The organism is Roseovarius bejariae (assembly GCF_009669325.1).
Taxonomy (GTDB): domain Bacteria; phylum Pseudomonadota; class Alphaproteobacteria; order Rhodobacterales; family Rhodobacteraceae; genus Roseovarius; species Roseovarius bejariae.
Genome location: NZ_SZWE01000002.1, coordinates 251,523 through 273,824, shown reverse-complemented (window position 1 = coordinate 273,824; position 22,302 = coordinate 251,523). Strand labels below are relative to the sequence as shown.

Annotated in this window: 24 protein-coding genes; 14 read left to right on the top strand and 10 right to left on the bottom strand. The window is 62.0% G+C overall.

The features are described from left to right. Nucleotides 1–120 precede the first annotated feature (120 nt). Both FDP25_RS15380 and mgtE read right to left on the bottom strand, forming a co-directional pair. Entirely contained in the window at nucleotides 121–687 is a 567-nt protein-coding gene (locus tag FDP25_RS15380; protein ID WP_154154281.1) for a 5-formyltetrahydrofolate cyclo-ligase, read from the bottom strand. Continuing rightward, complete coding sequence (gene mgtE / locus FDP25_RS15375) at nucleotides 684–2,078, bottom strand: magnesium transporter (protein WP_154154278.1); 1,395 nt, start codon at nucleotides 2,076–2,078, stop codon at nucleotides 684–686. Before mgtE ends, FDP25_RS15380 begins: the two co-directional genes overlap by 4 nt. 137 nt (nucleotides 2,079–2,215) lie before the next feature. Between mgtE and FDP25_RS15370 the strand changes: the two genes are divergently transcribed. Further along, nucleotides 2,216–2,464: a hypothetical protein gene (locus FDP25_RS15370; protein WP_154154276.1), complete on the top strand. Its 249-nt coding sequence runs from the start codon at nucleotides 2,216–2,218 to the stop codon at nucleotides 2,462–2,464. Here FDP25_RS15370 and FDP25_RS15365 read toward each other — a convergent pair. From FDP25_RS15365 to FDP25_RS15350, 4 genes are all read right to left on the bottom strand, one after another. Further along, nucleotides 2,461–2,904 carry a CAP domain-containing protein gene (locus FDP25_RS15365; RefSeq protein WP_154154273.1) on the bottom strand — a complete coding sequence of 148 codons (444 nt, stop codon included), beginning with the start codon at nucleotides 2,902–2,904 and terminating at the stop codon, nucleotides 2,461–2,463. The two genes, FDP25_RS15370 and FDP25_RS15365, sit on opposite strands and share 4 nt — an antisense overlap. Nucleotides 2,905–2,953: 49 nt before the next feature. Next, the gene (locus FDP25_RS15360) at nucleotides 2,954–4,291 is read right to left on the bottom strand and encodes an 8-oxoguanine deaminase (RefSeq protein WP_154154270.1); all 1,338 of its coding nucleotides are present in this window, start codon (nucleotides 4,289–4,291) and stop codon (nucleotides 2,954–2,956) included. A 115-nt stretch (nucleotides 4,292–4,406) separates the two neighbouring features. Then, nucleotides 4,407–5,195, bottom strand: coding sequence for an inositol monophosphatase family protein (locus FDP25_RS15355; RefSeq protein ID WP_154154268.1), 789 nt, complete (start codon nucleotides 5,193–5,195; stop codon nucleotides 4,407–4,409). Nucleotides 5,196–5,253: 58 nt separating this feature from the next. Further along, on the bottom strand, nucleotides 5,254–5,628 hold the full coding sequence (locus FDP25_RS15350; RefSeq protein ID WP_154155053.1) for a helix-turn-helix domain-containing protein: 375 nt from the start codon (nucleotides 5,626–5,628) through the stop codon (nucleotides 5,254–5,256). 308 nt (nucleotides 5,629–5,936) lie between these two features. On the opposite strand from FDP25_RS15350, the gene FDP25_RS15345 reads away from it, so the two are divergent. Further along, the gene (locus tag FDP25_RS15345; RefSeq protein WP_154155049.1) at nucleotides 5,937–6,902 is read left to right on the top strand and encodes an NADPH:quinone oxidoreductase family protein; all 966 of its coding nucleotides are present in this window, start codon (nucleotides 5,937–5,939) and stop codon (nucleotides 6,900–6,902) included. On the opposite strand, the gene FDP25_RS15340 is transcribed toward FDP25_RS15345, so the two are convergent. After that, the gene (locus FDP25_RS15340; protein WP_154154265.1) at nucleotides 6,886–7,767 is read right to left on the bottom strand and encodes a LysR family transcriptional regulator; all 882 of its coding nucleotides are present in this window, start codon (nucleotides 7,765–7,767) and stop codon (nucleotides 6,886–6,888) included. The two genes, FDP25_RS15345 and FDP25_RS15340, sit on opposite strands and share 17 nt — an antisense overlap. Nucleotides 7,768–7,890: 123 nt before the next feature. Here FDP25_RS15340 and FDP25_RS15335 point away from each other — a divergent pair, with 123 nt between their 5' ends. The 4 genes from FDP25_RS15335 to FDP25_RS15320 all read left to right on the top strand — a co-directional run bounded on the left by FDP25_RS15335 (nucleotide 7,891) and on the right by FDP25_RS15320 (nucleotide 11,046). Further along, the gene (locus FDP25_RS15335; protein WP_154154262.1) at nucleotides 7,891–8,103 is read left to right on the top strand and encodes a DUF1127 domain-containing protein; all 213 of its coding nucleotides are present in this window, start codon (nucleotides 7,891–7,893) and stop codon (nucleotides 8,101–8,103) included. A 103-nt stretch (nucleotides 8,104–8,206) separates the two neighbouring features. After that, complete coding sequence (locus tag FDP25_RS15330) at nucleotides 8,207–8,983, top strand: Bax inhibitor-1/YccA family protein (protein ID WP_154154259.1); 777 nt, start codon at nucleotides 8,207–8,209, stop codon at nucleotides 8,981–8,983. A 163-nt stretch (nucleotides 8,984–9,146) separates the two neighbouring features. Further along, on the top strand, nucleotides 9,147–9,593 hold the full coding sequence (locus FDP25_RS15325) for a GNAT family N-acetyltransferase (protein ID WP_343032085.1): 447 nt from the start codon (nucleotides 9,147–9,149) through the stop codon (nucleotides 9,591–9,593). A gap of 31 nt (nucleotides 9,594–9,624) precedes the next feature. Continuing rightward, a complete protein-coding gene (locus FDP25_RS15320; RefSeq protein WP_154154256.1) occupies nucleotides 9,625–11,046 on the top strand; it encodes a protein adenylyltransferase SelO in 1,422 nt (473 codons plus the stop codon). Here FDP25_RS15320 and FDP25_RS15315 read toward each other — a convergent pair whose 3' ends face one another. Further along, nucleotides 11,047–11,682 carry a DUF2238 domain-containing protein gene (locus FDP25_RS15315; protein ID WP_154154253.1) on the bottom strand — a complete coding sequence of 212 codons (636 nt, stop codon included), beginning with the start codon at nucleotides 11,680–11,682 and terminating at the stop codon, nucleotides 11,047–11,049. 38 nt (nucleotides 11,683–11,720) lie between these two features. On the opposite strand from FDP25_RS15315, the gene FDP25_RS15310 reads away from it, so the two are divergent. The 3 genes from FDP25_RS15310 to FDP25_RS15300 all read left to right on the top strand — a co-directional run bounded on the left by FDP25_RS15310 (nucleotide 11,721) and on the right by FDP25_RS15300 (nucleotide 14,306). Continuing rightward, nucleotides 11,721–12,422: an endonuclease/exonuclease/phosphatase family protein gene (locus tag FDP25_RS15310; protein WP_154154250.1), complete on the top strand. Its 702-nt coding sequence runs from the start codon at nucleotides 11,721–11,723 to the stop codon at nucleotides 12,420–12,422. A gap of 8 nt (nucleotides 12,423–12,430) precedes the next feature. Continuing rightward, the gene (locus tag FDP25_RS15305) at nucleotides 12,431–13,270 is read left to right on the top strand and encodes a PhzF family phenazine biosynthesis protein (protein ID WP_154154247.1); all 840 of its coding nucleotides are present in this window, start codon (nucleotides 12,431–12,433) and stop codon (nucleotides 13,268–13,270) included. 76 nt (nucleotides 13,271–13,346) lie between these two features. Further along, entirely contained in the window at nucleotides 13,347–14,306 is a 960-nt protein-coding gene (locus FDP25_RS15300) for a CorA family divalent cation transporter (protein ID WP_154154244.1), read from the top strand. Here the strand turns inward: FDP25_RS15300 and FDP25_RS15295 are convergent. Continuing rightward, complete coding sequence (locus tag FDP25_RS15295) at nucleotides 14,303–15,580, bottom strand: DEAD/DEAH box helicase (protein WP_246175942.1); 1,278 nt, start codon at nucleotides 15,578–15,580, stop codon at nucleotides 14,303–14,305. The genes FDP25_RS15300 and FDP25_RS15295 overlap by 4 nt on opposite strands. A gap of 320 nt (nucleotides 15,581–15,900) precedes the next feature. Between FDP25_RS15295 and FDP25_RS15290 the strand changes: the two genes are divergently transcribed. From FDP25_RS15290 to FDP25_RS17105, 5 genes are all read left to right on the top strand, one after another. Continuing rightward, complete coding sequence (locus tag FDP25_RS15290) at nucleotides 15,901–16,329, top strand: Fur family transcriptional regulator (protein ID WP_154154241.1); 429 nt, start codon at nucleotides 15,901–15,903, stop codon at nucleotides 16,327–16,329. Next, nucleotides 16,326–17,237: a cation diffusion facilitator family transporter gene (locus FDP25_RS15285; RefSeq protein WP_154154238.1), complete on the top strand. Its 912-nt coding sequence runs from the start codon at nucleotides 16,326–16,328 to the stop codon at nucleotides 17,235–17,237. Before FDP25_RS15290 ends, FDP25_RS15285 begins: the two co-directional genes overlap by 4 nt. Before the next feature lie 64 nt (nucleotides 17,238–17,301). Further along, a complete protein-coding gene (locus FDP25_RS15280) occupies nucleotides 17,302–18,168 on the top strand; it encodes a DMT family transporter (RefSeq protein WP_154154235.1) in 867 nt (288 codons plus the stop codon). Nucleotides 18,169–18,281: 113 nt separating this feature from the next. Beyond that, nucleotides 18,282–19,559, top strand: a complete 1,278-nt coding sequence (gene eno / locus FDP25_RS15275) for a phosphopyruvate hydratase (RefSeq protein WP_154154232.1) — start codon at nucleotides 18,282–18,284, stop codon at nucleotides 19,557–19,559. 702 nt (nucleotides 19,560–20,261) lie between these two features. Further along, the gene (locus tag FDP25_RS17105; RefSeq protein ID WP_172982825.1) at nucleotides 20,262–20,411 is read left to right on the top strand and encodes a hypothetical protein; all 150 of its coding nucleotides are present in this window, start codon (nucleotides 20,262–20,264) and stop codon (nucleotides 20,409–20,411) included. A gap of 282 nt (nucleotides 20,412–20,693) precedes the next feature. Here FDP25_RS17105 and pgi read toward each other — a convergent pair whose 3' ends face one another. Beyond that, nucleotides 20,694–22,295, bottom strand: a complete 1,602-nt coding sequence (gene pgi, locus FDP25_RS15270; RefSeq protein ID WP_154154229.1) for a glucose-6-phosphate isomerase — start codon at nucleotides 22,293–22,295, stop codon at nucleotides 20,694–20,696. Nucleotides 22,296–22,302: the final 7 nt, after the last annotated feature.

The window sequence follows — 22,302 nt, the reverse complement described above, 5'->3', positions numbered from 1 at the left end:
CTATCCACGGGCGGATTGGGGGCCAGCCCCCTGCGTTGAAAATCCACGGATTTTCAACGCTCCCCCGGGATATTTTTGAAAAGAAGAAACGGTGCGTTTAAGAGTTTTTAACCAATCGCTTTAATGATCGGAAAAACTCAGCACGCCGGATTCGGTCACGATCATGTCCAGCGGTTGATCGGTCGGCTCCAGCGGCAGGTTCTCGGCCTCCTGCGCGGCATAGGCAAAGCCGATGGCCAGCGTCGGGCGTTTCGAGCGCAAGAGTTCCAGCGTGCGGTCGTAAAACCCACCGCCATACCCAAGCCGCCCGCCATTGCGGTCGAAAGCCACCAAGGGCACGATCAGGATTTCCGGCTCAAGAAAATCATCCGCCTCGGGGATCATCGCGCCAAAGGGCCCCTCCTTGAGGGCGCAGCCCGGCTCCCACCAAGAGAACTTCAGCGGCAGGCCCTTGCCCTGGATCACCGGGACGCCAACGGGGCCATGCGCCGCCGCCTCTTCCATGACGGGCAGCGGGTCAATCTCGGTGCGGATCGCCATGTAGCCCGAAAGCGGCACCCCACGATGCCCCGCGAGCACCTGTGACAGATGCCCCGCAGCCCCCGGCCCGGCCGCCTCATGCGCCTGTTTGCGCCGGGCGAACGCCGCCTTGCGCGCCTCGGCCTTTATAGCTGTCAGATCGGTCATAAAAGCACCATTGCCGCCAGTCCCAGGAAGGCGAAGAACCCGACCACATCCGTGACCGTCGTCACGAAGGCCCCCGAGGCAAGGGCCGGATCCACGCCGATACGGTCCAATACGATGGGAATGACCGTGCCCGCCAGCCCGGCCACGACAAGATTGATCACCATTGCGGCAGCGATCACATAGCCAAGTTCCGGCCCGCCGAACCACAAGACCCCCACAGCGCCCATCACCACCGCAAAGACCAAACCATTCAGCAGCCCCACCAGCACCTCCCGCCGGATCACCCGCCAGACGTTGGAGCCGGTAAGGTCTTTCGTGGCAATGGCGCGCACCGCCACGGTCAGGCTTTGGGTGCCCGCGTTACCGCCCATCGAGGCCACGATGGGCATCAGCACGGCCAGGGCCACGATCTGGGCGATGGCCGCCTCGAACTGGGCAATGACCAGCGAAGCGAGGATCGCCGTCACAAGGTTCACCGCCAGCCACGGAAAGCGCCGCTTGGTGGTCTCCAGCACCCTGTCGGCAAGACTGCTTTCATCACCCACACCGGCAAGACGCATGATGTCTTCCTCGTGCTCTTCATCCAGCACGACCATGGCGTCGTCGATGGTGATGACCCCCACCAGACGCTCGTTTTCATCCACCACGGGGGCGGAAATCAGGTGGTATTGGTTAAAGGCATAGGCCACGTCACCCTCGTCCTGGGTGACGGGAATGACATGGAAGGTCTCTTCGACCAGATCCTTCAACAGAACCTCGCGTCGCGCCGCCATCAGCTTGCCAAGGGTCACGTTGCCCACGGGCCGCAGGCGCGGATCGACAAGGATCAGATGATAAAACTGATCCGGCAGATCGTCTTGATTGCGCAGGAAATCAATGGCCTCGCCCACGTTCCAATGGGATGGCGCCATGACCACTTCGCGCTGCATCAGGCGGCCCGCGGAATACTCCGGGTAGGTCAGCGATTGTTGCACCGCGACCCGGTCACCATGCTCAAGCGCGTTCAGGATCGCCTGCTGTTGCTGATCCTCCAGATCCTCGACAAGATCGACAACATCGTCGGATTCCAGGTCGCGCACCGCGTCGAACAGAACCTCGGGCGTCAGAAGGCCGATCACCTCCTCGCGGATAGAATCGTCGAGTTCCGACAGGATGTCGCCATCGAATTCGACGCCATAAAGCTCGATCAAACGGCGCCGGTCAAAGGCGTTGATCTGCTCCAGAAGGTCGGCGATGTCCGCCGGGTGCAGCGGCTCCATCTCCTTGAGCAGCAGGTCGCGGTCTTCGATATCGACCGCATAGATGATCCGCGCGACCGCCTGCCTGTCCAGCAGATAGGCGTCGTCCTCGCGTTCGGGGTCGGGCTCTGCCTGATAGCTGTCTTCGGCCATATCCGTCCCCTTTCCCTGCTCACCTGTACGCCAGAAAGGAGTAATAAAGCCGCTCGGAGAAGACAATGCCCATGCTGTGACTTGCCAAAGCCAAGCACGCCCTAGGTTTGGCTCATATCACAGAAAACGAGGTCGCCATGACCGATTCAAGCACTCATACCGCCACCCATCTCGCCCGCGTCGTGGAGGCGATTGATGCCCAATTCGGCGAGGGCTTCGCCCGCAAGAACCCCGAATTGGTGGCCAGCCTCGTGCAAAGCGCCACAATCGAGGCCGCTGTCTCCACAGGTTATACCGCGCACAGACAGGCCCTTGATCTCGCTCAGAAAATCGGCACTGAGACCTGTGAGACCATCTTGAAGCTCAAGCCACGTATTTTCGGCTAACAACCCGGCTTTCCCAGCACCATGACCCACAGGCTTCCGGGGCCACGCACAAGGCCAAACTCTCGCGCTTGGCTGGCCAGTATATTGCGCCGATGCCCCGGCGAGGCGAGCCAACCGTTCAAAACCTGCTCCAGCGAGCCCTGCCCCTTGGCGATATTTTCGGCAACAAAGCAAAACCCGTATCCTTGCCGACGCACCCGGTCTCCGACGCTGCTGCCGTTTGATCCGGTGTGACTGAAGGCGCCGGACTGTGCCAAGTCACGGGCATGGGCTGCCGCCGCTTGTGTCAGCGCGCCGTTCACCGCCACGGCCCCGCGTCCGGCATCCGCCCTTGTGGCGTTGATCCAATTGCGCGCGGACGGGCCAAGGTCTTGCATCTCCTGCGCCACACCAGCTACGGGAAGCCACAGAGCGCATATGGCCAAAATCAGAAATCGCATGTCGCCCGCTCCTTTTCCCGGCACAGCTTAGCGATGACAGGGTAGCGCGTCACGCCTCCATCAAGGCCCGGGCTAGGCGATTCTGTCGCTCGATGACACGGGGCAGGTCCACGGTGGTCAGATGCCCATCCCGCACCACCTGCCGCCCCTGCACGAAAAGGTCCCGCACCGTCACCGGCCCCGCCAGCAACAGCGCCGCAGGGTCCCAGCTTCCGGCGCTTTCAATGCCGCTCATGTCCCAGACGGCGATATCGGCCTGCTTGCCCGGGGCAATCTGCCCGCAATCCTCCCGGCCCAACACCTCGGCCCCGCCACGCGTGGCAATCTCAAGGGCTTCGCGCGCACTCATGGCATCGGCGCCCTGCGCCACCCGCTGCAACAGCATCGCCTGCCGGGCTTCCTGCGCCAGATTGCCGGAATCATTGCTGGCCGATCCATCGACACCAAGCCCCACCGGCACACCCGCATCCCGCATGGCGCGCACCGGGGCGATGCCGCTTCCAAGGCGGCAGTTCGAACAGGGACAATGCGCAACCCCGGTACGGGTTTTGGCAAACAGATCAATCTCTTGCCCGTCCAACTTCACGCAATGCGCATGCCAGACATCCGCCCCGGTCCAGCCCAGCTCCTCGGCATATTGCCCCGGCCGACAGCCAAAATGTGCCTCGGAATAGGCGATGTCCTCGTTATTCTCGGCCAGATGCGTGTGCATCATTACCCCCTTATCCCGCGCCAAAAGGGCGGCGTCGCGCATCAACTCGCGGCTGACCGAGAACGGCGAACAGGGGGCCACGCCCACCCGGCACATCGACCCTTCGTTCGGATCGTGGAAGGCATCGATCACCCGGATACAATCCTCCAGAATATCCGCCTCCCGCTCCACCAAGGCATCCGGCGGCAAACCACCGTCACTTTCCCCGATACTCATGGAGCCGCGCGTCGGATGGAACCGAATACCCAACTCCGCCGCGGCATGGATCGTGTCCTCCAGCCGCGCGCCATTGGGGTAAAGATACAGGTGGTCGGAACTCAGCGTGCAGCCCGACAGCATCATCTCGGCCAGTCCCACCTGCGCCGAACTGAAAAAATGCTCTGGCCCGAACCCCTGCCAGATAGGGTAAAGGCTTTGCAGCCACCCGAACAACAGCGCGTCCTGCCCGCCCGGCACCGCGCGGGTGAGGCTTTGGAACAGGTGATGATGGGTATTCACCAGCCCCGGTGTGACGACACAGCCCTTGGCCTCCACCACCTCGCCCGAGGTTGACAAGCCATGGCCCACCTGCGCCACCTTACCCTCCCGCACAAGAACATCGGCGCCGCGCAATTCCTCGCGCGTATCGTTCATCGTCAAAAGGCACTCGGCCCCACGGATCAGGATTTCGCTCATGGAAACGCCCCTTTCATATCCGGTCAAACCCCCTCGGGTTTATGGAACAGCACGGCGGAAAGGGGCAAAGAACCGCGCCACAGCATAATGCCTTAAACGATGCCGCGCCGCCCGATCAAGACACTTCAGACAGGATTTCAAGCGCCGCTGCATGTTGCTCACGCCCCGCCGCAGCCACGATCCGCCCGCCGTCATGCGCGGGTCCACCGCGCCAGTCGGTGACGATCCCGCCCGCCGCCTCGATCACGGCCATCGGGGCCTGAATGTCATAGGCGTTCAGCCCGGCTTCGATAACCAGGTCAATTTGCCCGGCGGCCAACATGGCATAGGCATAACAATCCATGCCATAGCGGGTCAGGCGCACCTTGTCGGCCACCGCGTGAAACGCGGCGCCTTCCTGCGCGCTGCCCACCTCGGGAAAGGTCGTGAACAGGATTGCCTCGCCAAGGGGCCGGTCCCCGATCACCTGCAAATCCCGCGGCCCCTGCGGCCCCTGCATACGGGCACTGCCGAAACCGCCTTCGAAGCGCTCCCCGATATAGGGCTGGTCGATCAGGCCGTAGATCGGCCCGGTGTCGTCCGACACGGCAATCAAAACCCCCCAGGTGGGCGCGCCCGACATGAAGGCTCGCGTCCCGTCGATCGGGTCCAATACCCATGTCAGGCCACTGGCCCCTTCGGTATGACCGAACTCCTCGCCCAGGATACCGTCTTGCGGGCGCATCTCGGCCAGAAGGGCACGCATGGCGCGCTCAGCCGCGCGATCACCTTCCGTGACCGGGTCAAACCCCAGCCCCGCCTTGTTGTCGGCGGTCAGGTCGTGCGCCCGGAAAAACGGAAGCACGGCCGCCCGGGCGGCATCCGCCAAGGCATGGGCCGTGCTTTTGATTTCTTCACCAGTCATCTGCCATCCGATGCCCAATCCAAGTTTGATCAGGCACTATCCCGGATGGCGCACGGGCTCAAGCCACGTCGCTGAGTACGCGGGCCAAATCGAACAAACGGCGACGCTGGTTTTCAGGGATTGAATAATATGACCGGACAAGGTCAAGCGCTTCCTTGTCACCCAGAATATCCGCAGGAACACCTTCCGGGGTTTCTTCCCGGTCAGCGCCTTGGGTTTCCAGACCTTCGAAGAAAAAGCTGACGTCGACATCCAGTGCATCGGCAATATCCCAAAGCCGTGACGCGCTGACGCGGTTCGCACCGGTCTCGTATTTTTGAATCTGTTGAAACTTGATCCCGACACGCTCTGCCAGTTGTTGCTGGGTCATACCGACCAACCAACGGCGGTGACGGACTCTTTTACCAACGTGCACATCAACAGGGTGCGGCATAAATTTATCCTTTTCAGTTGCATGCCCGAGCGGGCGAACGAGCTCCATTTGAATTTCTGACAAACGGATACTCGGATAACGCCACGGCTCATGCAGCGCTGCTTAAAGATTACCACCAAGGCGCGAAAAAACAAGAAGTATCGCTCCCCACTGAGGATACCCACCCAAATGCAGTACAATCTAGGCGGGCGCCCCCTACTTTTGGATAGGCAACCTACAATCTCCATCTGAAAATTGACACCCTTGCCGCATTTCGCCAAACACAATCAAACGCTTAAAACATGGCTTTCACATCAGGCAAGGGCGAGATGCGCGCATATCATATCGAATCAGCCGGCAAAAACCCTATTGTCACCTCCCTGCCCCGGCCAACTCCCACAACTGGTGAAATTGCCGTTGAAATCGGGGCCTGCGGACTGAATTTTGCCGACCTTTTGATGGTCAAGGGCGATTATCAGGATACCCCCGCCGCCCCCTTCACCCTTGGCATGGAGGTGGCAGGCACCGTCACCGATCTTGGCCCCGAGACCACGGGGCCCGCCCCCGGCACCCGCGTGGCCGTGTTTGGCGGTCAAGGTGGGCTGGCCGAACATGGGTGCTTTCCCGCCGAGCGCGCCGTCGCCATCCCCGACGACATGAGCTTTACCGACGCCGCTGCCTTCCAGATCGCCTATGGAACCAGTCACGTGGCACTTGATCACCGGGCAAAACTGCAACCGGGTGAAACCCTTCTGGTTCTGGGGGCCGCCGGGGGCGTCGGCCTGACGGCAGTAGAAATCGGCAAGCTGATGGGGGCCAAGGTTATCGCCTGCGCCCGAGGACCAGAGAAACTGGACGTCGCCAGACAGGCTGGGGCCGACCACCTGATCGACGCCAAAACACAAGACATTCGCGAAGCGTGCAAGGACCTGGGGGGGCTCGATGTGGTCTATGACCCGGTGGGCGGAGATCAGTTCAAGGCAGCCTTTCGCGCCTGCAACCCCGAGGCCCGGCTTCTGCCCATCGGATTTGCCAGCGGTGACGTCCCGCAAATTCCGGCCAATCACCTGCTGGTCAAGAACCTGACCGTCATGGGGCTTTACTGGGGCGGGTACCTGAAATTCCGGCCCGAGGTGATCACCGAAAGCATGCAAACCCTGCTGCACTGGTACAGCGAAGGGCGGTTGACCCCTCATGTCAGCCACGTCCTCCCACTGGAGCGGGCCGATGAGGGGCTTGAACTGCTGCGCACCCGCCGCTCGACCGGCAAGGTCGTGATCACGATGGAAGACTGACCACATTCGATGCGGCGACCCCGCCGCCATACTCATGCCGCAGCATCTGCGCCAGAGCCTCGGTCGGCGCGTCGCGCCGCCCTGCCCCGTACATATTGACCACCTGCACCCCCAGATCGGGCAAGGCCCCGCCGGTGCAGATCGCTTCCTGATGCGGTGGAATGCTGTCTTCCAACAGCGCCCCCACGGCCAGGTCGGCACTGATCAGCGCCTCGACCGATCGGTCGTCCTCTGACTCCACGGCCATCTCCCAGTCGATCCCCGCCTCGTCCAGCCGACGCAACACGATGGGCCGGAAAATGCAAACCGAGCAGAAGGCCAGCCGCAGCGGTCGCCGCTTCCACGCCAGACCATCCCGAGCCCCGGTCCATCGCAGGGTCATTTCCGTCAGGGTCTCGCCTCCGGGCTTCACGCCCTCCTCGGTGGTCAGGATCAAATCCGTCTCGCCCTTCCGAAGCGCCTCGTGCAACCGCATGGTGCTGGACGATTTCAGGTTCACCTTCATACGCGGGAAGGCCGCATTGAAAGCCTTCAGAACCCGAGGAATGACTGGATAAAAAATATCATGCGGGACACCGAGGATGATTTCACCCTCGTAAACCGTATCGGTCAGCCGCCCGACCGCCTCGTCATTCATCTCGATGATCCGGCGGGCATAGCCCAAAAGCTGCTCGCCCGCGGCCGTCAGGCTCACGCGGCGCGCGCTACGGTCCAGAACCTCGATATCCAGCATCTCTTCAAGCCGCTTGATCTGCATCGACACCGCCGATTGCGTCAAATGCAGCGCGGCGGCGGCGCGCGTTACGCCACCATGTTCGGCCACCGCGAGGAACGAGCGCAGGGTGGTCATATCCAGATTTCTCATAAATCACCTTTTGTGATGCATAGCCAAACAAACATTCATTTTATTAATGAACGCGATTCTGGCACACATATCAACAGAAAAGATCAAACTACGTGAAACATCACGAAAACGAAAGGATGAGACATGGCTTACCTCCCTCGCACCCAAGCCACCTGCGCCCCCCACGCTCATCGTCGCCGCCTCGGGCTGAGGTCCTATATCACCCTCTGGAAGCAGCGCCGCGCGCTGGCCCGCATGGAAGATTGGCAAAAGCATGACCTGGGCCTCACCGATCACGAGGTCGAGGCCGAAGCCAAACGCGCGCCGTGGGATGCACCCGACAACTGGCGTCGATAAAACGAAATCGCCTCCGGAAAAGCTTGAAAAGGGCCAAAGCCTAACCGATATTGTAGGACAAAGCCCGCAACGGGCTGACCAGTTCAACATTTCGGAGGCTTTGATGGCTGAATTTGATACAATCCGGACGGGCGCCAGCGTACGCACGGCCCAGATTGATGCGGGCCTGCGCGCCCATATGAACAAGGTCTACGGCACGATGTCCGTGGGCATGTTGATCACGGCCCTGGCCGCATGGGCGATTGCCGGACTTGCCACCACCACCGACCCGGCGTCGGCCGTGGCGCAACTGCCCAATGGCACCATGCTCAACAGCATTGGCGGTGCGATTTACATGTCGCCGCTGCGGTGGGTTGTGATGCTGGCCCCGCTGGCCTTCATCTTCCTCGGCTGGGGCGCGCTGATGCGCAAAGGCTCGGCAGCGACCGTGCAACTGGGCTTTTTCGCCTTCGCCGCGCTGATCGGCCTGTCGATGAGTTCGATCTTTCTGGTCTTCACCGCCTATTCGATCACCCAGACCTTCCTCGTGACGGCCATCGCCTTCGCGGGCCTGTCCCTCTGGGGCTACACCACCAAGAAAGACATCTCGGCATGGGGCAGCTTCCTGATCATGGGCGTGATCGGCTTGATCGTGGCGATGATCGTCAACTGGTTCCTGCAATCGCCGGTGATGATGTACGCCATCTCGGCCATCGGCCTGCTGATCTTTGCCGGCCTCACCGCCTTCTACACGCAGGACATCAAGAACACCTACGTGGCCCATGCCGCGCATGGCGATCAGGAATGGCTGGACAAGGCCGCCTATGACGGCGCGCTGAGCCTCTACATCTCCTTCCTGAACATGTTCCAGTTCCTGTTGATGTTCATGGGTCAGGAATAGCGCTGAGACGCTACAAACGACAAAGGGCCGGTTCATAACGAACCGGCCCTTTTTTTCATGCGCGATTTGATGCCATGCCCGCAGCAGATCAGTGGACATTCGCCCCCTCCACCGCCATGGTCCGCCCAATCAAACTACACCCTATTGAAAGGCCCACCCGCCTGTGACCCAACTCACCCTCGCCAAACCCGACGATCTTGACCGCCTCACCCGGCTTGTCGGGGACTTCCATACAGAGCAGGGAATCGACCAAGACGAGGACACACGCCGAGCCGCCCTCGCCCCGCTGCTCGATGGTTGCCCGCATGGCGCGGCCTATCTTATCGGACCGGGCCGCGCGCCCATCGGCTATATTATCGTCAGCTTCGGCTGGTCGGTGGAATTCGGCGGCATGGATGGCGTCGTGGACGAGCTTTACATCCGCCCCGCCGTGCGCGGGCGCGGCATCGGTTCCGAGGTCTTGATGAGCCTGCCCAAGGCCCTCGCCGGGGCGGGTCTCAAGGCGCTCCACCTCGAAGTCAAAGCCGACGACGAGCGCGCGCATCGCTTCTACCGAAAACTGCGCTTCCATCCGCGAGAGGGCCATACCCTCATGACCCGGAAGATATAGAAAATCGCGACAAAACGCTTACCTTAATGGCATGACCCTGCATATCCCCTTCGACAACAGCTATGCCCGCCTGCCCGCCGGGTTCTACACGCGCCTGGCCCCGGTGCCCGTGAAATCGCCCGGGCTGGTGGCCTTCAACGAGGAACTCGCAAAATCCCTCGGCATGGCCCCCGGCGCGCCCGAGGACATGGCCAAGGTCTTTTCCGGCAATCTGCCCCCCGATGGCGCGGAACCGCTTGCACAGGTCTATGCCGGGCACCAGTTCGGCGGATTTTCCCCGCAACTGGGCGATGGCCGCGCCAACCTGCTGGGCGAGGTGGTCACCCCTGAGGGTCAACGTTTCGACATCCAGCTCAAGGGCTCCGGCCCCACGCCCTATTCCCGCATGGGTGACGGGCGTGCATGGCTTGGCCCCGTGTTGCGCGAATACGTGGTCTCCGAGGCGATGCACGCGCTTGGCATCCCCACCAGCCGCGCCTTGGCCGCCGTCACAACGGGCGAACCCGTCTACCGCGATACGGGCGCTATGCCCGGCGCGATCCTGACACGGGTGGCTGCCTCGCACATCCGGGTGGGGACCTTTCAGTATTTCGCCGCCCGGCGTGATCTGAAGTCATTGCAAAACCTTTTCGACTACACCGTCGCCCGCCACGCCCCCGAGGCGGAAACCCCCACCGACCTGCTGTCGCATGTCATCGAACGGCAAGCGCGCCTCATCGCACAATGGATGGGCGTGGGCTTCATCCACGGGGTGATGAACACCGACAACACCACTCTGTCGGGCGAAACCATCGATTATGGGCCCTGCGCCTTCATGGATAGCTTCCACCCCGATACGGTCTATTCCTCCATCGACCGGCAGGGGCGCTATGCCTATTCCAATCAACCCAACGTGATCGTCTGGAACATGGCGCAACTGGCCACGGCGCTTGTCCCGCTCATGCCCGATCAGGACGCGGCAATCGAGGAGTTCACCAAGCTCGTCCACGCCATGCCCGAGCGTATCCATGCCCATTGGCTCAACGTCTTCGGTCGCAAAATCGGACTTGAGGCCGCCACCCCCGAGGATGAACCGCTGATCACCGGGCTATTGGCCCGCATGGCCGAGGGGCAAGCCGATTTCACCAATACCTTCCGCGCCCTTGCCACAGGTCGCGCCCGCGACCAGTTCACCGATCCCAACGCCTTCGACACATGGGAAATAGACTGGAAGCAGCGCCTTGAGGCCGAGGACGATCCGCAAGCCCTCATGCGCCGCGCCACCCCCTCCGTCATCCCCCGCAATCACCGCATCGAACAGATGATCGAAGCCGCCGTCGCGGGCGATTACGCGCCGTTCGACCGTTTGATGAATGTGCTCGCCACGCCCTACGACGACCACGCCGATGACGCCGACCTGAAACGCCCGCCAGACCCCTCCGAGGTGGTACAGGCCACCTTCTGCGGGACGTGATCATTTCTTCCAGCGTTTGAAGAAACGCGGATTGCGGCGCACGAACTCGTCTATGACCGAGGCCAGACCACCCTTGGCCTGCCCTTTGAGATACGCAAACCCCGCCGCCGCCCCGATCAACGCACCGATCATGTCGACGATCAGATCCCCCATGGTGTCCACCAACCCCGATTTCTGCATGTTCAGCCCGAAAAGCTGATCCATGGAAAATTCGAAGATCTCCCAGATAGTGCCGATGAACACCGCGAAACAAAAACCGAAGAAGGCGACCGCCACATGCGGCGCGGCAAAACGGTCCCCCTGGAACATCATGAAGACCAGAACGAACCCGATCAGGCCAAAGCCAATCGCCGACCCGCCATGCATCGCCACGTCCCACCACCAGAAACGCTCATAAAAATCAAAGACCTCACCCAGAAAGAGCGTGCCGCCAACGAACATCACAAGCGCCGCGATGAAACTGGCCGGCACCTTTACGTCGGCCCATTTCGCCACGAAACCCGGGGCCAGCGACAGGATCAACGTGACAAGCGCCACAAAGGCCAGCTCCAACCGCCAACTGCCCAGGGCCCAGGCCGCGACCACCGCCAAGGCCGCCCAGATAATTCGCGCCAACCACGTCTGATCCGAAAACATCGGGTGACACCCCCTTCATTTGGGTTTTTTATGGCCCCATGTTGACCGCATCACCCATCAGGATTGCAACCTATAACCTGCAAAAATGCGTCGGGCTGGATTTGCGCCGCAGGCCAGAACGCAGTCTTGCGGTGATCAATGCGCTCAAGGCACAGGTCGTCGTGCTGCAAGAGGTGGACAAGCGCCTGCCACCCCGGCCCGCCGCCCTGCCGCATGACATGGTCGAGGACGAGGGCTGGCATATCCTGCCCTTCGGCGCGCCGGGTGGCTCGCTTGGCTGGCACGGCAATGCCATGCTGGTACGCGACGGGGTAAAAGCCCTGCAGACCGCCCATATCGATCTGCCGGGGCTGGAACCGCGCGGCGCGATCCGCGCAGAACTGGACACGCCCCTCGGCCCCCTGCGGGTGATCGGGATGCATCTTGGCCTCGTGCGCCGCTATCGCCTCCTGCAACTGGCAACCATCAACCGCGCGCTTGGCAAGCTGCCGCCGCGCCCCACGGTCTTTGCCGGGGATTTCAACGACTGGGGCAATGGCATGGCGCTCGATGCCGCCGTGAAACGCGTGCGTTTCATTCCCGCCCGCGCCTCCTTTCCCGCGCCACGCCCCGTCGCCCCGCTCGACCGCATCGCACTCAGCCCCGAGTTACACGCCGTGGAAAGCGGCGTGCACGGCGCACGGCCCGCCCATATCGCCTCCGATCACCTGCCCGTCTGGGCCGACCTTGACCTGAAATGAGTTCCCCCATGCACCGCTACTTCGTCTACGACGTTTTCACCGAAACCCGCTTTGGCGGCAATCAACTGGCCGTCTTCCCCGAGTCCGAGAGTCTCCCCGAGGGCGCCCTGCAATCCATCGCCGCCGAATTCAACTTTTCCGAGGTGACCTTTATCTACCCGCCCTCGGACCCGAACCACACCGCCCGCGTGCGTATCTTCACCCCGACGATGGAAATCCCCTTCGCCGGTCACCCCACCATCGGAACGGCCAAGGCACTGGCCGACATGGGCCATGGCCCCGACATGGTTTTGGAACTGGGCATCGGCCCGCTATCCTGCAACGCTGGCGCACAAGGCGCGCGCTTTACCACCCAAGCCCCGCTTGAACGTATCGCCTCGCCGGACCCCGCGCTTGTCGCGCGCGCCCTTGACCTCTCGCTCGACCAGATCGACCAAAGCCAACACGCCCCAACCCTCGCCTCCGTCGGCCTGCCCTTCACGCTCACCGCGCTGAAAACCCGCGCCGATCTGGCCGCCTGTCAGCCAGACATGGCCGCCTTCCGCGAGGGTGCAAAGGCGCACCCCCAAGGCCTCGATTTCGCGCAATTCGCCTATGTCCGCGAGGGCGATACCTGCCACGCCCGCATGTTCGCCCCGCTCGACAATATCCCCGAAGACCCCGCCACCGGCAGCGCCTGCGCCGCCTTCGCCGCCTTCCTATACGAGCTCGAAGGTACGCCCCTTGCCCTGACAGTCCAGCAGGGCGAGGACATGGGCCGCCCCAGTACCATTCACCTCTCCGCCGATGGCACCTCGGTCACCGTGGCAGGACAGGCCGTGCGCGTGATGGAAGGCACACTGCTCTAAATCATGGTCACCCCGGATAAGCCCCCAAACCCCAAAGGATAAGGGATCGCCCCACGATCCGCGTTAGACAGGTCCAATGCAGACAACAACCATTCTCGATATTGCCCCGGATGGCACCGTTCAGCCCGCCATACTTCAAAGCCCGCTGCCCGTCTCCGGCTACAGGTGGATTGACAGCGATCCGGACAATCCCGAGGTGACCGCATGGTGCCACGAAAACCTCGATCCGGTCGCAACCGAGGCGCTCCTCGCCTCCGAGACACGGCCCCGCGCCATGGTGATCGGGCAAGGTACGTTGATCCTGATGCGCGGCGTCAACCTCAACCCCGAAGAGCATGTCGACGACATGATCTCGGTCCGGTGCTGGATGGCCAAGGGCCTGATCATAAGCCTGCGCCACAGGACGTCATATGCCCTGCGAGACATCCACACGAAGGTCGATAACGGTGAGGCGCCGGAGGGGCCGATCGCCTTCACCTGCCAACTGGCCGAGGGCCTGATCGACCGGATCGAAAACGTCAGCATCGGACTTGAGGATAGCGTGGATGATCTGGAGGCCGCGATCTTCGAGGACCAGACGACAACCCAAGACGAACACACCCGGCTGGCTGGTCTCAGGCGCCGCGCCATCCGGCTTCGTCGCTATATGGGTCCTATGGCCACCGCCCTGCATGATCTGGGGCGCTTGCTTCCTGAGACCGGCGAGGACAAGGATTCCGCCAAGGTCCGGCTCCACGAGACGGCAAACCGCGCCACTCGCTCGGTTGAGGAACAGGACGCCGCCCGGGACCGGCTGACGGCGCTTGCCGATCACATCGACATGCAACAGGCCGCGCGCCAACAGAACAACGGCTATATCCTGTCGCTGGTGGCCGCGATCTTCCTGCCCCTGAGCTTTATCACCGGACTGTTCGGCGTCAACGTGGCGGGGATGCCGGGAACCCAGAACGACTATGCGTTCTGGATTCTGACCTGCGGGTCATTGGCAATATCGCTTGTTCTGGTCGTTTTCCTCTACTGGAAACGCTGGTTCTAGGCCGCTTTCTTCGGCCCACGTTTGCGCGACCGACGGCGGCGGTTGGTCGAAGCGGGTTTGCCACCGGGCCCACCGGGTTTGCCGCCCGGACGGCCGCCCCGGCCACGGCTCTTGGGCTTAGCATTGGGGTCTGGCAGCTCTTCCCAAGGACGGCCCGAAGCAACAGGAATTTCCAGCTTCATCACCTTCTGGATGTCCTTCAACTCGCCCATTTCGTCGGGGGCGCAAAAGGCGATTGCCGCGCCATCTTTGCCGGCCCGCGCGGTCCGGCCAATCCGGTGCACATAGTTTTCCGGCACATTGGGCAGATCGAAGTTATAAACATGCTTCACGTCGGGAATATCCAGTCCCCGTGCCGCCACATCGGTCGCCACCAGAACCCGCACCTCACCGGCGCGGAAGGCATTCAAAGCGCGCTGCCGCTGGCCCTGGCTCTTGTTGCCGTGAATGGCCGCCACCGCATAACCCGCCTGCTCCAGCTTGCGGGCCAGCTTGTCCGAACCATGCTTGGTGCGGGCAAAGACCAGCGCCAGTTCATCGCGATGCGCATCCAGCAACTCGATCAACAGGTTTGCCTTTTCCGCCTTGGCGATGAAATGCACCGCCTGCGTGACCTTGTCGGCCGCCTTGCCCGGCGGGTTCACCTGCACGCGCTTGGGCTTGTCCAGATAGCTACTGGCGATCTCTTCCATCTGCTTGGCCATGGTGGCCGAAAACAGCATGGTCTGCCGCTCCTCCGGCAACAGCCCGGCAATCTTGCGCAGCGCGTGAATGAACCCGAGGTCCAGCATCTGGTCGGCCTCATCGAGCACCAGAAAGCGGGTTTCCTCCAGCGTCAGCGCGCGACGGTCCAAAAGGTCCAACAGACGCCCCGGCGTGGCCACCAGAATATCGGTGCCGCGCTCAAGCCGCTTGATCTGCGCGCCGATCGAAGCGCCACCGACAACCAAGCCAACCTTCATCGGCGTGTCTTTCACGAACTCGATCAGGGTATCGCGGATCTGCCCCGCCAACTCCCGCGTGGGGGCCAAGATCAGGCTCCGCACGGTCTTGGGCGCGGGCTTGCCGCGCGCCTCGTCCATCAATTGCGCCACCAAGGGCAGCCCGAAGGCCGCCGTCTTGCCGGTGCCGGTCTGCGCCAGCCCCATCACGTCAAACCCATTGAGGGCATGCGGAATCGCCCGCGCCTGAATCGGCGTAGGCTCGGTAATGCCTGTCTTTTCCAGTGCCTTCACCAGCGGGGCAGGCAGCCCCATTTCCTTGAATTGTGACAAATCATGTCCTTCCCGGCAGGGTCGCGCCCATACCGTTACGCCCCCCCGAAACCCGGGCGGCCTTATCGTGGTGTCGCCTGACGCACCTGCCCGGCCTCATGCCAAACAACCGTCAAACGGTTCGGACCCACGCGTGATTTTGGGAACTGTCCTCGAGGTCTCATGTGGCGGATCGACCCGCACGGCTCACGCGGCCGGAGACATCGGTTAAAGGGCAGATGCGCCTTTACTGGCACAAAGTCAAGCATTGGTGGCAAAACGGGTGGATTCATTTTCTCTATAAAGCTATCCAACGCCCCACGACGACCAAGGGGGCGCGCATGTCCGACACCATCACCGACCGTTGCGAGGCCAAGGGCCTGCGCATGACCGGCCAACGCCGAACGATCGCCTCGGTTCTCGAAGAATCCGATGACCACCCCGACGTCGAAGAGCTTTACGCCCGCGCCTCCGCCCGCGATCCGAAAATCTCGATCGCCACGGTCTATCGCACCGTGAAACTCTTTGAAGAGGCCGGAATTCTGGAAAAACTGGAATTCGGCGACGGGCGCGCGCGCTATGAAGATGCCGAACGCGACCACCACGATCACCTGATCGACATGAACTCCGGCGAGGTGATCGAATTTGTCGACCCCGAGATCGAGGCGCTTCAGGAAAAGATCGCCCAGAAACTGGGGTACAAGCTCATTGGCCACCGGCTGGAGCTTTACGGCGTCCCGCTGAACCCCGCGAAAAGATCGGACGGATGAGCACCTCCCCCTCCCCCCGCCTGATGCGGATAGCCATAGGTAGTGTTGCGGTTGGTCTTGGGGTGCTCGCACTCAAGGCAGTGGCTTGGCAACTCACCGGCTCGATCGCGCTGATGTCGGATGCGCTCGAAAGTCTCGTGAACGTGGCCGCCGCTCTGGCCGTGATCGTCGCACTACACGTGGCACATCGCCCCGCCGACGAAAACCACCCCTACGGACACCACAAGGCGGAATTCTTTTCTGCGGTCCTCGAAGGGGTCCTGATCGTCCTCGCCGCCCTGCTGATCCTTCGCGAAGCCTATGCCGGCTTCATCACGCCACGCGCCCTTGATGCACCGCTGACAGGTCTGGCACTCAATGCCGGTGCCAGCCTCATCAACGGGGCATGGGCGGTCGTACTGATCCGCTATGGACGCCGCCACCGTTCGCCTGCTCTGGTGGCCGATGGTAAACACTTGATGACCGACGTGGTCTCGTCGGTCGGGGTTCTTGTGGGCTTTGTCCTTGCCTTTGCCTCTGGCTGGTGGTGGCTCGATCCGGTTATGGCCGCACTGGTCGCCCTCAATATCCTGTGGTCCGGCTGGACCGTCATCAAAGGATCGTTGAGCGGGCTGATGGACGAGGCCGTTTCAGACGAGGAAATGGCGACTATCCGCCGGGTGATTTCCCTTTCCGCCAGCGACGATGACGCACTTGAAGCGCACGATCTGCGCACCCGCCACGCGGGGCAGGTCACCTTCATCGACTTCCATCTCGTGATGCCCGGGGAAACCACGGTCGAAGCCGCCCATAACCTCTGCGACCGGATCGAGGCCGCTCTCATGGAGGCCCTGCCCGATGCCCGCGTCACCATCCATGTTGAACCAGAACACAAGGCAAAGCATAGTGGCATTGTGGTACTGTCATAGCCCGGTTGCTTCCTTGGGCAACCGACCCTAACACGACCCCATAAGCTGACAAGAAAGCCCTGATATGGAAAACCTGCGCGGCAGCGCGTTGATGGTGCTGGCCATGGCCGGCTTTGCGCTCGAAGACATGTTCATCAAACGCCTGTCCGGCGACCTGCCAATCGGGCAGATCCTGATTCTGCTGGGCACTGGCGGCGCGGTGATCTTCGCGCTTGGCGCACTGTCGCGCGGGCACCGGTTGTTCTCGCGTGACCTGATCACCGGCCCCGTCCTTCTGCGCAATCTGGGGGAGTTGATCGGAACGTTGGGCTTCGTCACCGCCATCGCGCTGACGCCGCTGGCCTCGGCCTCGGCCATCCTGCAGGCCACGCCGCTGGCCGTAACCCTCGGGGCCGCCCTCTTTCTGGGCGAAGACGTGGGCTGGCGCCGCTGGAGCGCGATCCTCGTGGGGTTCTGCGGCGTGCTCATGGTGATCCGCCCGGGGCTGGAAGGGTTCGAGCCCGCCTCGCTTTTCGCCGTGCAGGCGGTCGTCGGCCTCGCCCTGCGTGATCTGGCCACCCGGGCCGTGCCACGCACGGTGACCTCCTTGCAACTGTCCTCATACGGTTTTGCCACGGTCGTTCCGGCGGGGTTCGTCATCCTGTGGATGACGGGCGGTGCCGCGGTCCCCACCCCGGCCAACTGGCGCGACATCGCCTTTGCCCTGCTCATCGGGGTGGCCGCCTATTATGCCATCGTCGCCGCCATGCGCGTGGGTGAGGTGAGTTTCGTCACGCCCTTCCGCTACACGCGCCTGATCTTTGCCCTGATCATAGCCGTTCTGGTGTTCGATGAGGCCCCGGACACGATGACCCTGATAGGCGCGGGCATCATCATCACCTCGGGCCTTTACACCCTGTTCCGCGAACGCCGCCTGCGCCGCCGCGCCTGACCTGTTAGCGCTAGCCTTGAAAATAACATATGTTAGCGCTATCAGTCACAGTTGCATTCCCCGTCAGACTTGCTATGGCACCTCCAACCTTTTTCAGTCCGAGGACCAGATCCATGAGCATCATTATCGACATCCACGCCCGCGAAATTCTTGACAGCCGGGGCAACCCCACGGTCGAGGTGGACGTGATCCTCGAAGACGGCACCATGGGCCGCGCCGCCGTGCCCTCGGGCGCCTCGACCGGCGCACATGAGGCCGTGGAACGCCGCGACGGCGACAAAGCCCGCTACATGGGCAAGGGCGTGCTTGAGGCTGTCGCCGCCGTCAACGGCGAGATCGCCGAGGAACTGGTGGGCATGGACGCCACCGAACAGGTCAGCATCGACCAGGCGATGATCGAACTCGACGGCACCCCCAACAAGGGCCGCCTCGGGGCCAACGCCATTTTGGGCGTCAGCCTCGCCGTGGCCAAGGCCGCTGCCGATTTCACCACCCAGCCTCTGTTCCGCTACGTGGGCGGCACCTCGGCCCGTGTCCTGCCGGTGCCGATGATGAACATCATCAACGGCGGCGAACACGCCGATAACCCCATCGACATCCAGGAATTCATGATCATGCCGGTCAGCGCCGAGAACATCCGCGAGGCCGTGCGGATGGGCGCCGAGGTGTTCCACACCCTGAAAAAGGAACTCTCGGCGGCGGGCCTTTCCACCGGCATCGGCGACGAAGGCGGCTTTGCACCCAACCTCTCGTCCACCCGCGAGGCGCTCGATTTCATCCTGAAATCCATCGAGAAAGCGGGCTACACGCCGGGCGAAGACATCTACCTTGCCCTCGATTGCGCCGCGACCGAATACTACAAGGGCGGCAAATACGAACTCGCGGGCGAAGGCAAGTCGCTCAGCTCGGAAGAAAACGTCGACTACCTCAAGGCACTTGTCACCGACTACCCGATCATCTCGATCGAGGACGGCATGTCCGAAGATGACTGGGACGGCTGGAAACTCCTGACCGACGCCATCGGCGACAAGGTGCAACTGGTGGGCGATGACCTGTTCGTCACCAACCCCGCGCGTCTGGCCGACGGCATCGCCAAGGGCGCGGGCAACTCCATGCTGGTCAAGGTCAACCAGATCGGCAGCCTCACCGAAACCCTCAAGGCCGTCGACATGGCCCACCGCGCGCGCATGACCAACGTCATGTCGCACCGCTCGGGCGAGACCGAGGATGCCACCATCGCCGATCTGGCCGTGGCCACTAACTGCGGGCAAATCAAAACCGGCAGCCTCGCGCGCTCGGACCGGTTGGCGAAATACAACCAGTTGATCCGCATCGAGGAAGTCCTTGGCGAAACCGCCCAATACGCGGGCCGCTCGATCCTGCGCCGCTGATCCATCACCACCGGGGCGCATCCTGAATACGCCCCGAAACCTTTTCACGCGGGCCCTAGCTTGGGCCAGGCCCGCGGTATCAGGGAGCATCACCACGCGCAACAACGACAGGTGATGGTGTTCCGGGCCTTTGCCACACCGAAAGCAGCCGCCCTGAAACCTTATTCATGACGAATTCAAAACCAAGCCCGACCTCCTCCGTGGCAAAAAAATGCCGTGGCGTGAAACTTTTTACCTTTTTCCTTCGTGTCTCCGACCAACGCATGGAAACAGGAGTGTCACGACAAAAGAGTTCACGGATGAAACGGCTTTACCCCTCACCCTATTGTCGCCCTTGGCCACACCATTGGGCCGAGCGCCCCCCGAAGGACGCCGCTCATCCGGCCAAAAACCAAGACTCCTGACCGAAGCCACATCAGGATACCTGCGCTGCGTGTTGTCCCCGCCTTACCCAGTGGGTCTGCGCAGGTACGCCCGGCCCCACCAGCATTTCACGATCCCGTATACGTGCCTCTGTCGGTGGGGTCGGGCACTTGTAACCCGATTAACATTCGTCAAACCATGCGGCGCAGCTTCGTGCCATGATTTCATTCCAAAGCTAGTCGCAACATGCAGCGCAGCATCCAAGCGTTGCAGGCATTTCGCCTCAATCTGATGGCTCAGGTCGAAGGCGCATTGCTTTAACGGATAAGGAGGCCAACGATGGCACGATTGTTTTTCCTTATGTCTCTCACTTTGCTGGCCGGATGTGCCGATGAGGACCATTACCCGATTTCCGGCGAAGTATGTCGTCCGGGTGATCCTGTACAAGACATGGACGCCAGCGACTTCGACTGCCCCCCGTCGGGCTAACCCGGTCAAGACAACAGCAGCAGGGGCTTCGCCCCTCGGCCTGCGGCCTCACCCCAGGGTATTTTCTCCAAGAAAAAGCCTGTTGGCATTTTTTCGGGGCCTGACGGATCGCCGTTCTTGAAACGTACGAAAGTCCCGTACGTTTTGTACGTTTCTCACCGTACGCCCTGTTCATTCCGGGGGATACGGGAAAAAATACCGACGCGATACCGACGTTTGGCCGACGCGGAGCAGTGAGGGCATATCGTTGTTAACCAAAGGGTTAGCTGCGATTCGCGCGCCTTACCCCCGGTGGGTGCGGATGAACTCCACCAATTGCGCGGTCGATCCATCCTTGCCCGAGGTCTCGCCACTCTCCAACACCGGCTCGATCTCCTTGGCCAGGGCCTTGCCCAGCTCGACCCCCCATTGATCGAAGGAATTGATGCCCAGCATGACCCCTTCGACAAAGACCCGATGCTCATAAAGCGCCACGATCTGGCCCAGGCGGCGTGGCGTCAGCTTATCATAGACCAGCGTGGTTGAAGGCCGGTTCCCGGGGAAGGCCCGGTGTGCGGCCTGCCGCTCTAACTCCTTTCCGGAAAAGCCTTTTTCCGCCATCAGCCCACGCGCCTCATCCATGCTGCGCCCCCGCATCAGGGCCTCGGATTGCGCCAGGCAATTGGCCACCAGAAGGGTGTGGTGATGGGCAAGGTCAGGCTCATGGCCCTGAGCTGCCACCATGAATTCACAGGGCACCACCTGCGTGCCTTGGTGAATGAGCTGGTAAAAGGCGTGTTGACCGTTGGTGCCCGGCTCCCCCCAGACGACCGGGCCCGACGGGAGATCCAGCGGCTCCCCCGCCATGCTGACCCGCTTGCCGTTGCTTTCCATCTCCAATTGCTGGAAATAGGCAGGCAACCTGCCAAGCCTTTGATCATATGGCAAAACCGCCCTCGTCGGATAGCCGCACCCCTGATGATGCCACAGCCCCGCAAGCGCCAGAAGCACAGGCATATTCTCCGGCAAAGGGGCCTCGCGGAAGTGGCGATCCATCGCCGCCGCGCCCTCCAGCATCTCACGAAACCGCACAGGGCCGATGGCAATCATGATGGCAAGACCGATCGGCCCCCACATGGAATATCGCCCGCCGACCCAATCCTCGAAGCCAAAGATACGCTCGGGCGAGATGCCGAAATCGGCCACTTTATCGTCTGCCGTCGACAGCGCGACGAATTGCTTGCCCGGATCGTCAACCCCCTCGGCCATCCAGGCCCGCGCGGTCGCGGCATTGGCCATGGTCTCGGTGGTGGTAAAGCTTTTGGAGGCCACGATGACAAGCGTCGTGGCCGGGTCAAGCCCTTGAAGACAATCGTGAATATCCGCTCCATCCACGTTCGACACGAAATGGCATCGCGGCCCGTCGTGGTAGGGGGCAAGCGCCAGCGTCGCCATTTCCGGGCCAAGGTGCGACCCCCCAATGCCGATATTCACCACATCGGTGACCCTGCCACCCTGCCCTTGGACAACACCCGCGCGCAGGTCCTCGGCAAAGCCCTCCATACGCGCCAGGGTCTTGAGCACTCCGGGCATCACGTCACGCCCGTCGACCAAGATCGGCTCCGCGCTCAGATTGCGCAATGCGGTATGCAAAACCGCCCGGCCCTCGGTCTTGTTGATCGCTTGGCCCGCGAACATTGCATCGCGCTTGGCGGCCACCTCGCAGGTCTCGCACCACTCCAGAAGCGCCTCCAGCACCTCGTGGGTGATCCGCGTCTTTGAATAGTCGAACAAAAGGCCATCAAAGTGGATCGAGAACTCCCGGGCGCGGTCCGGGGCCTTTTCGAATAACTCGATGATATCGCCACTGGCCCTTGCGGCCAGGTTTCGAATGCGATCAATCATACCAAAA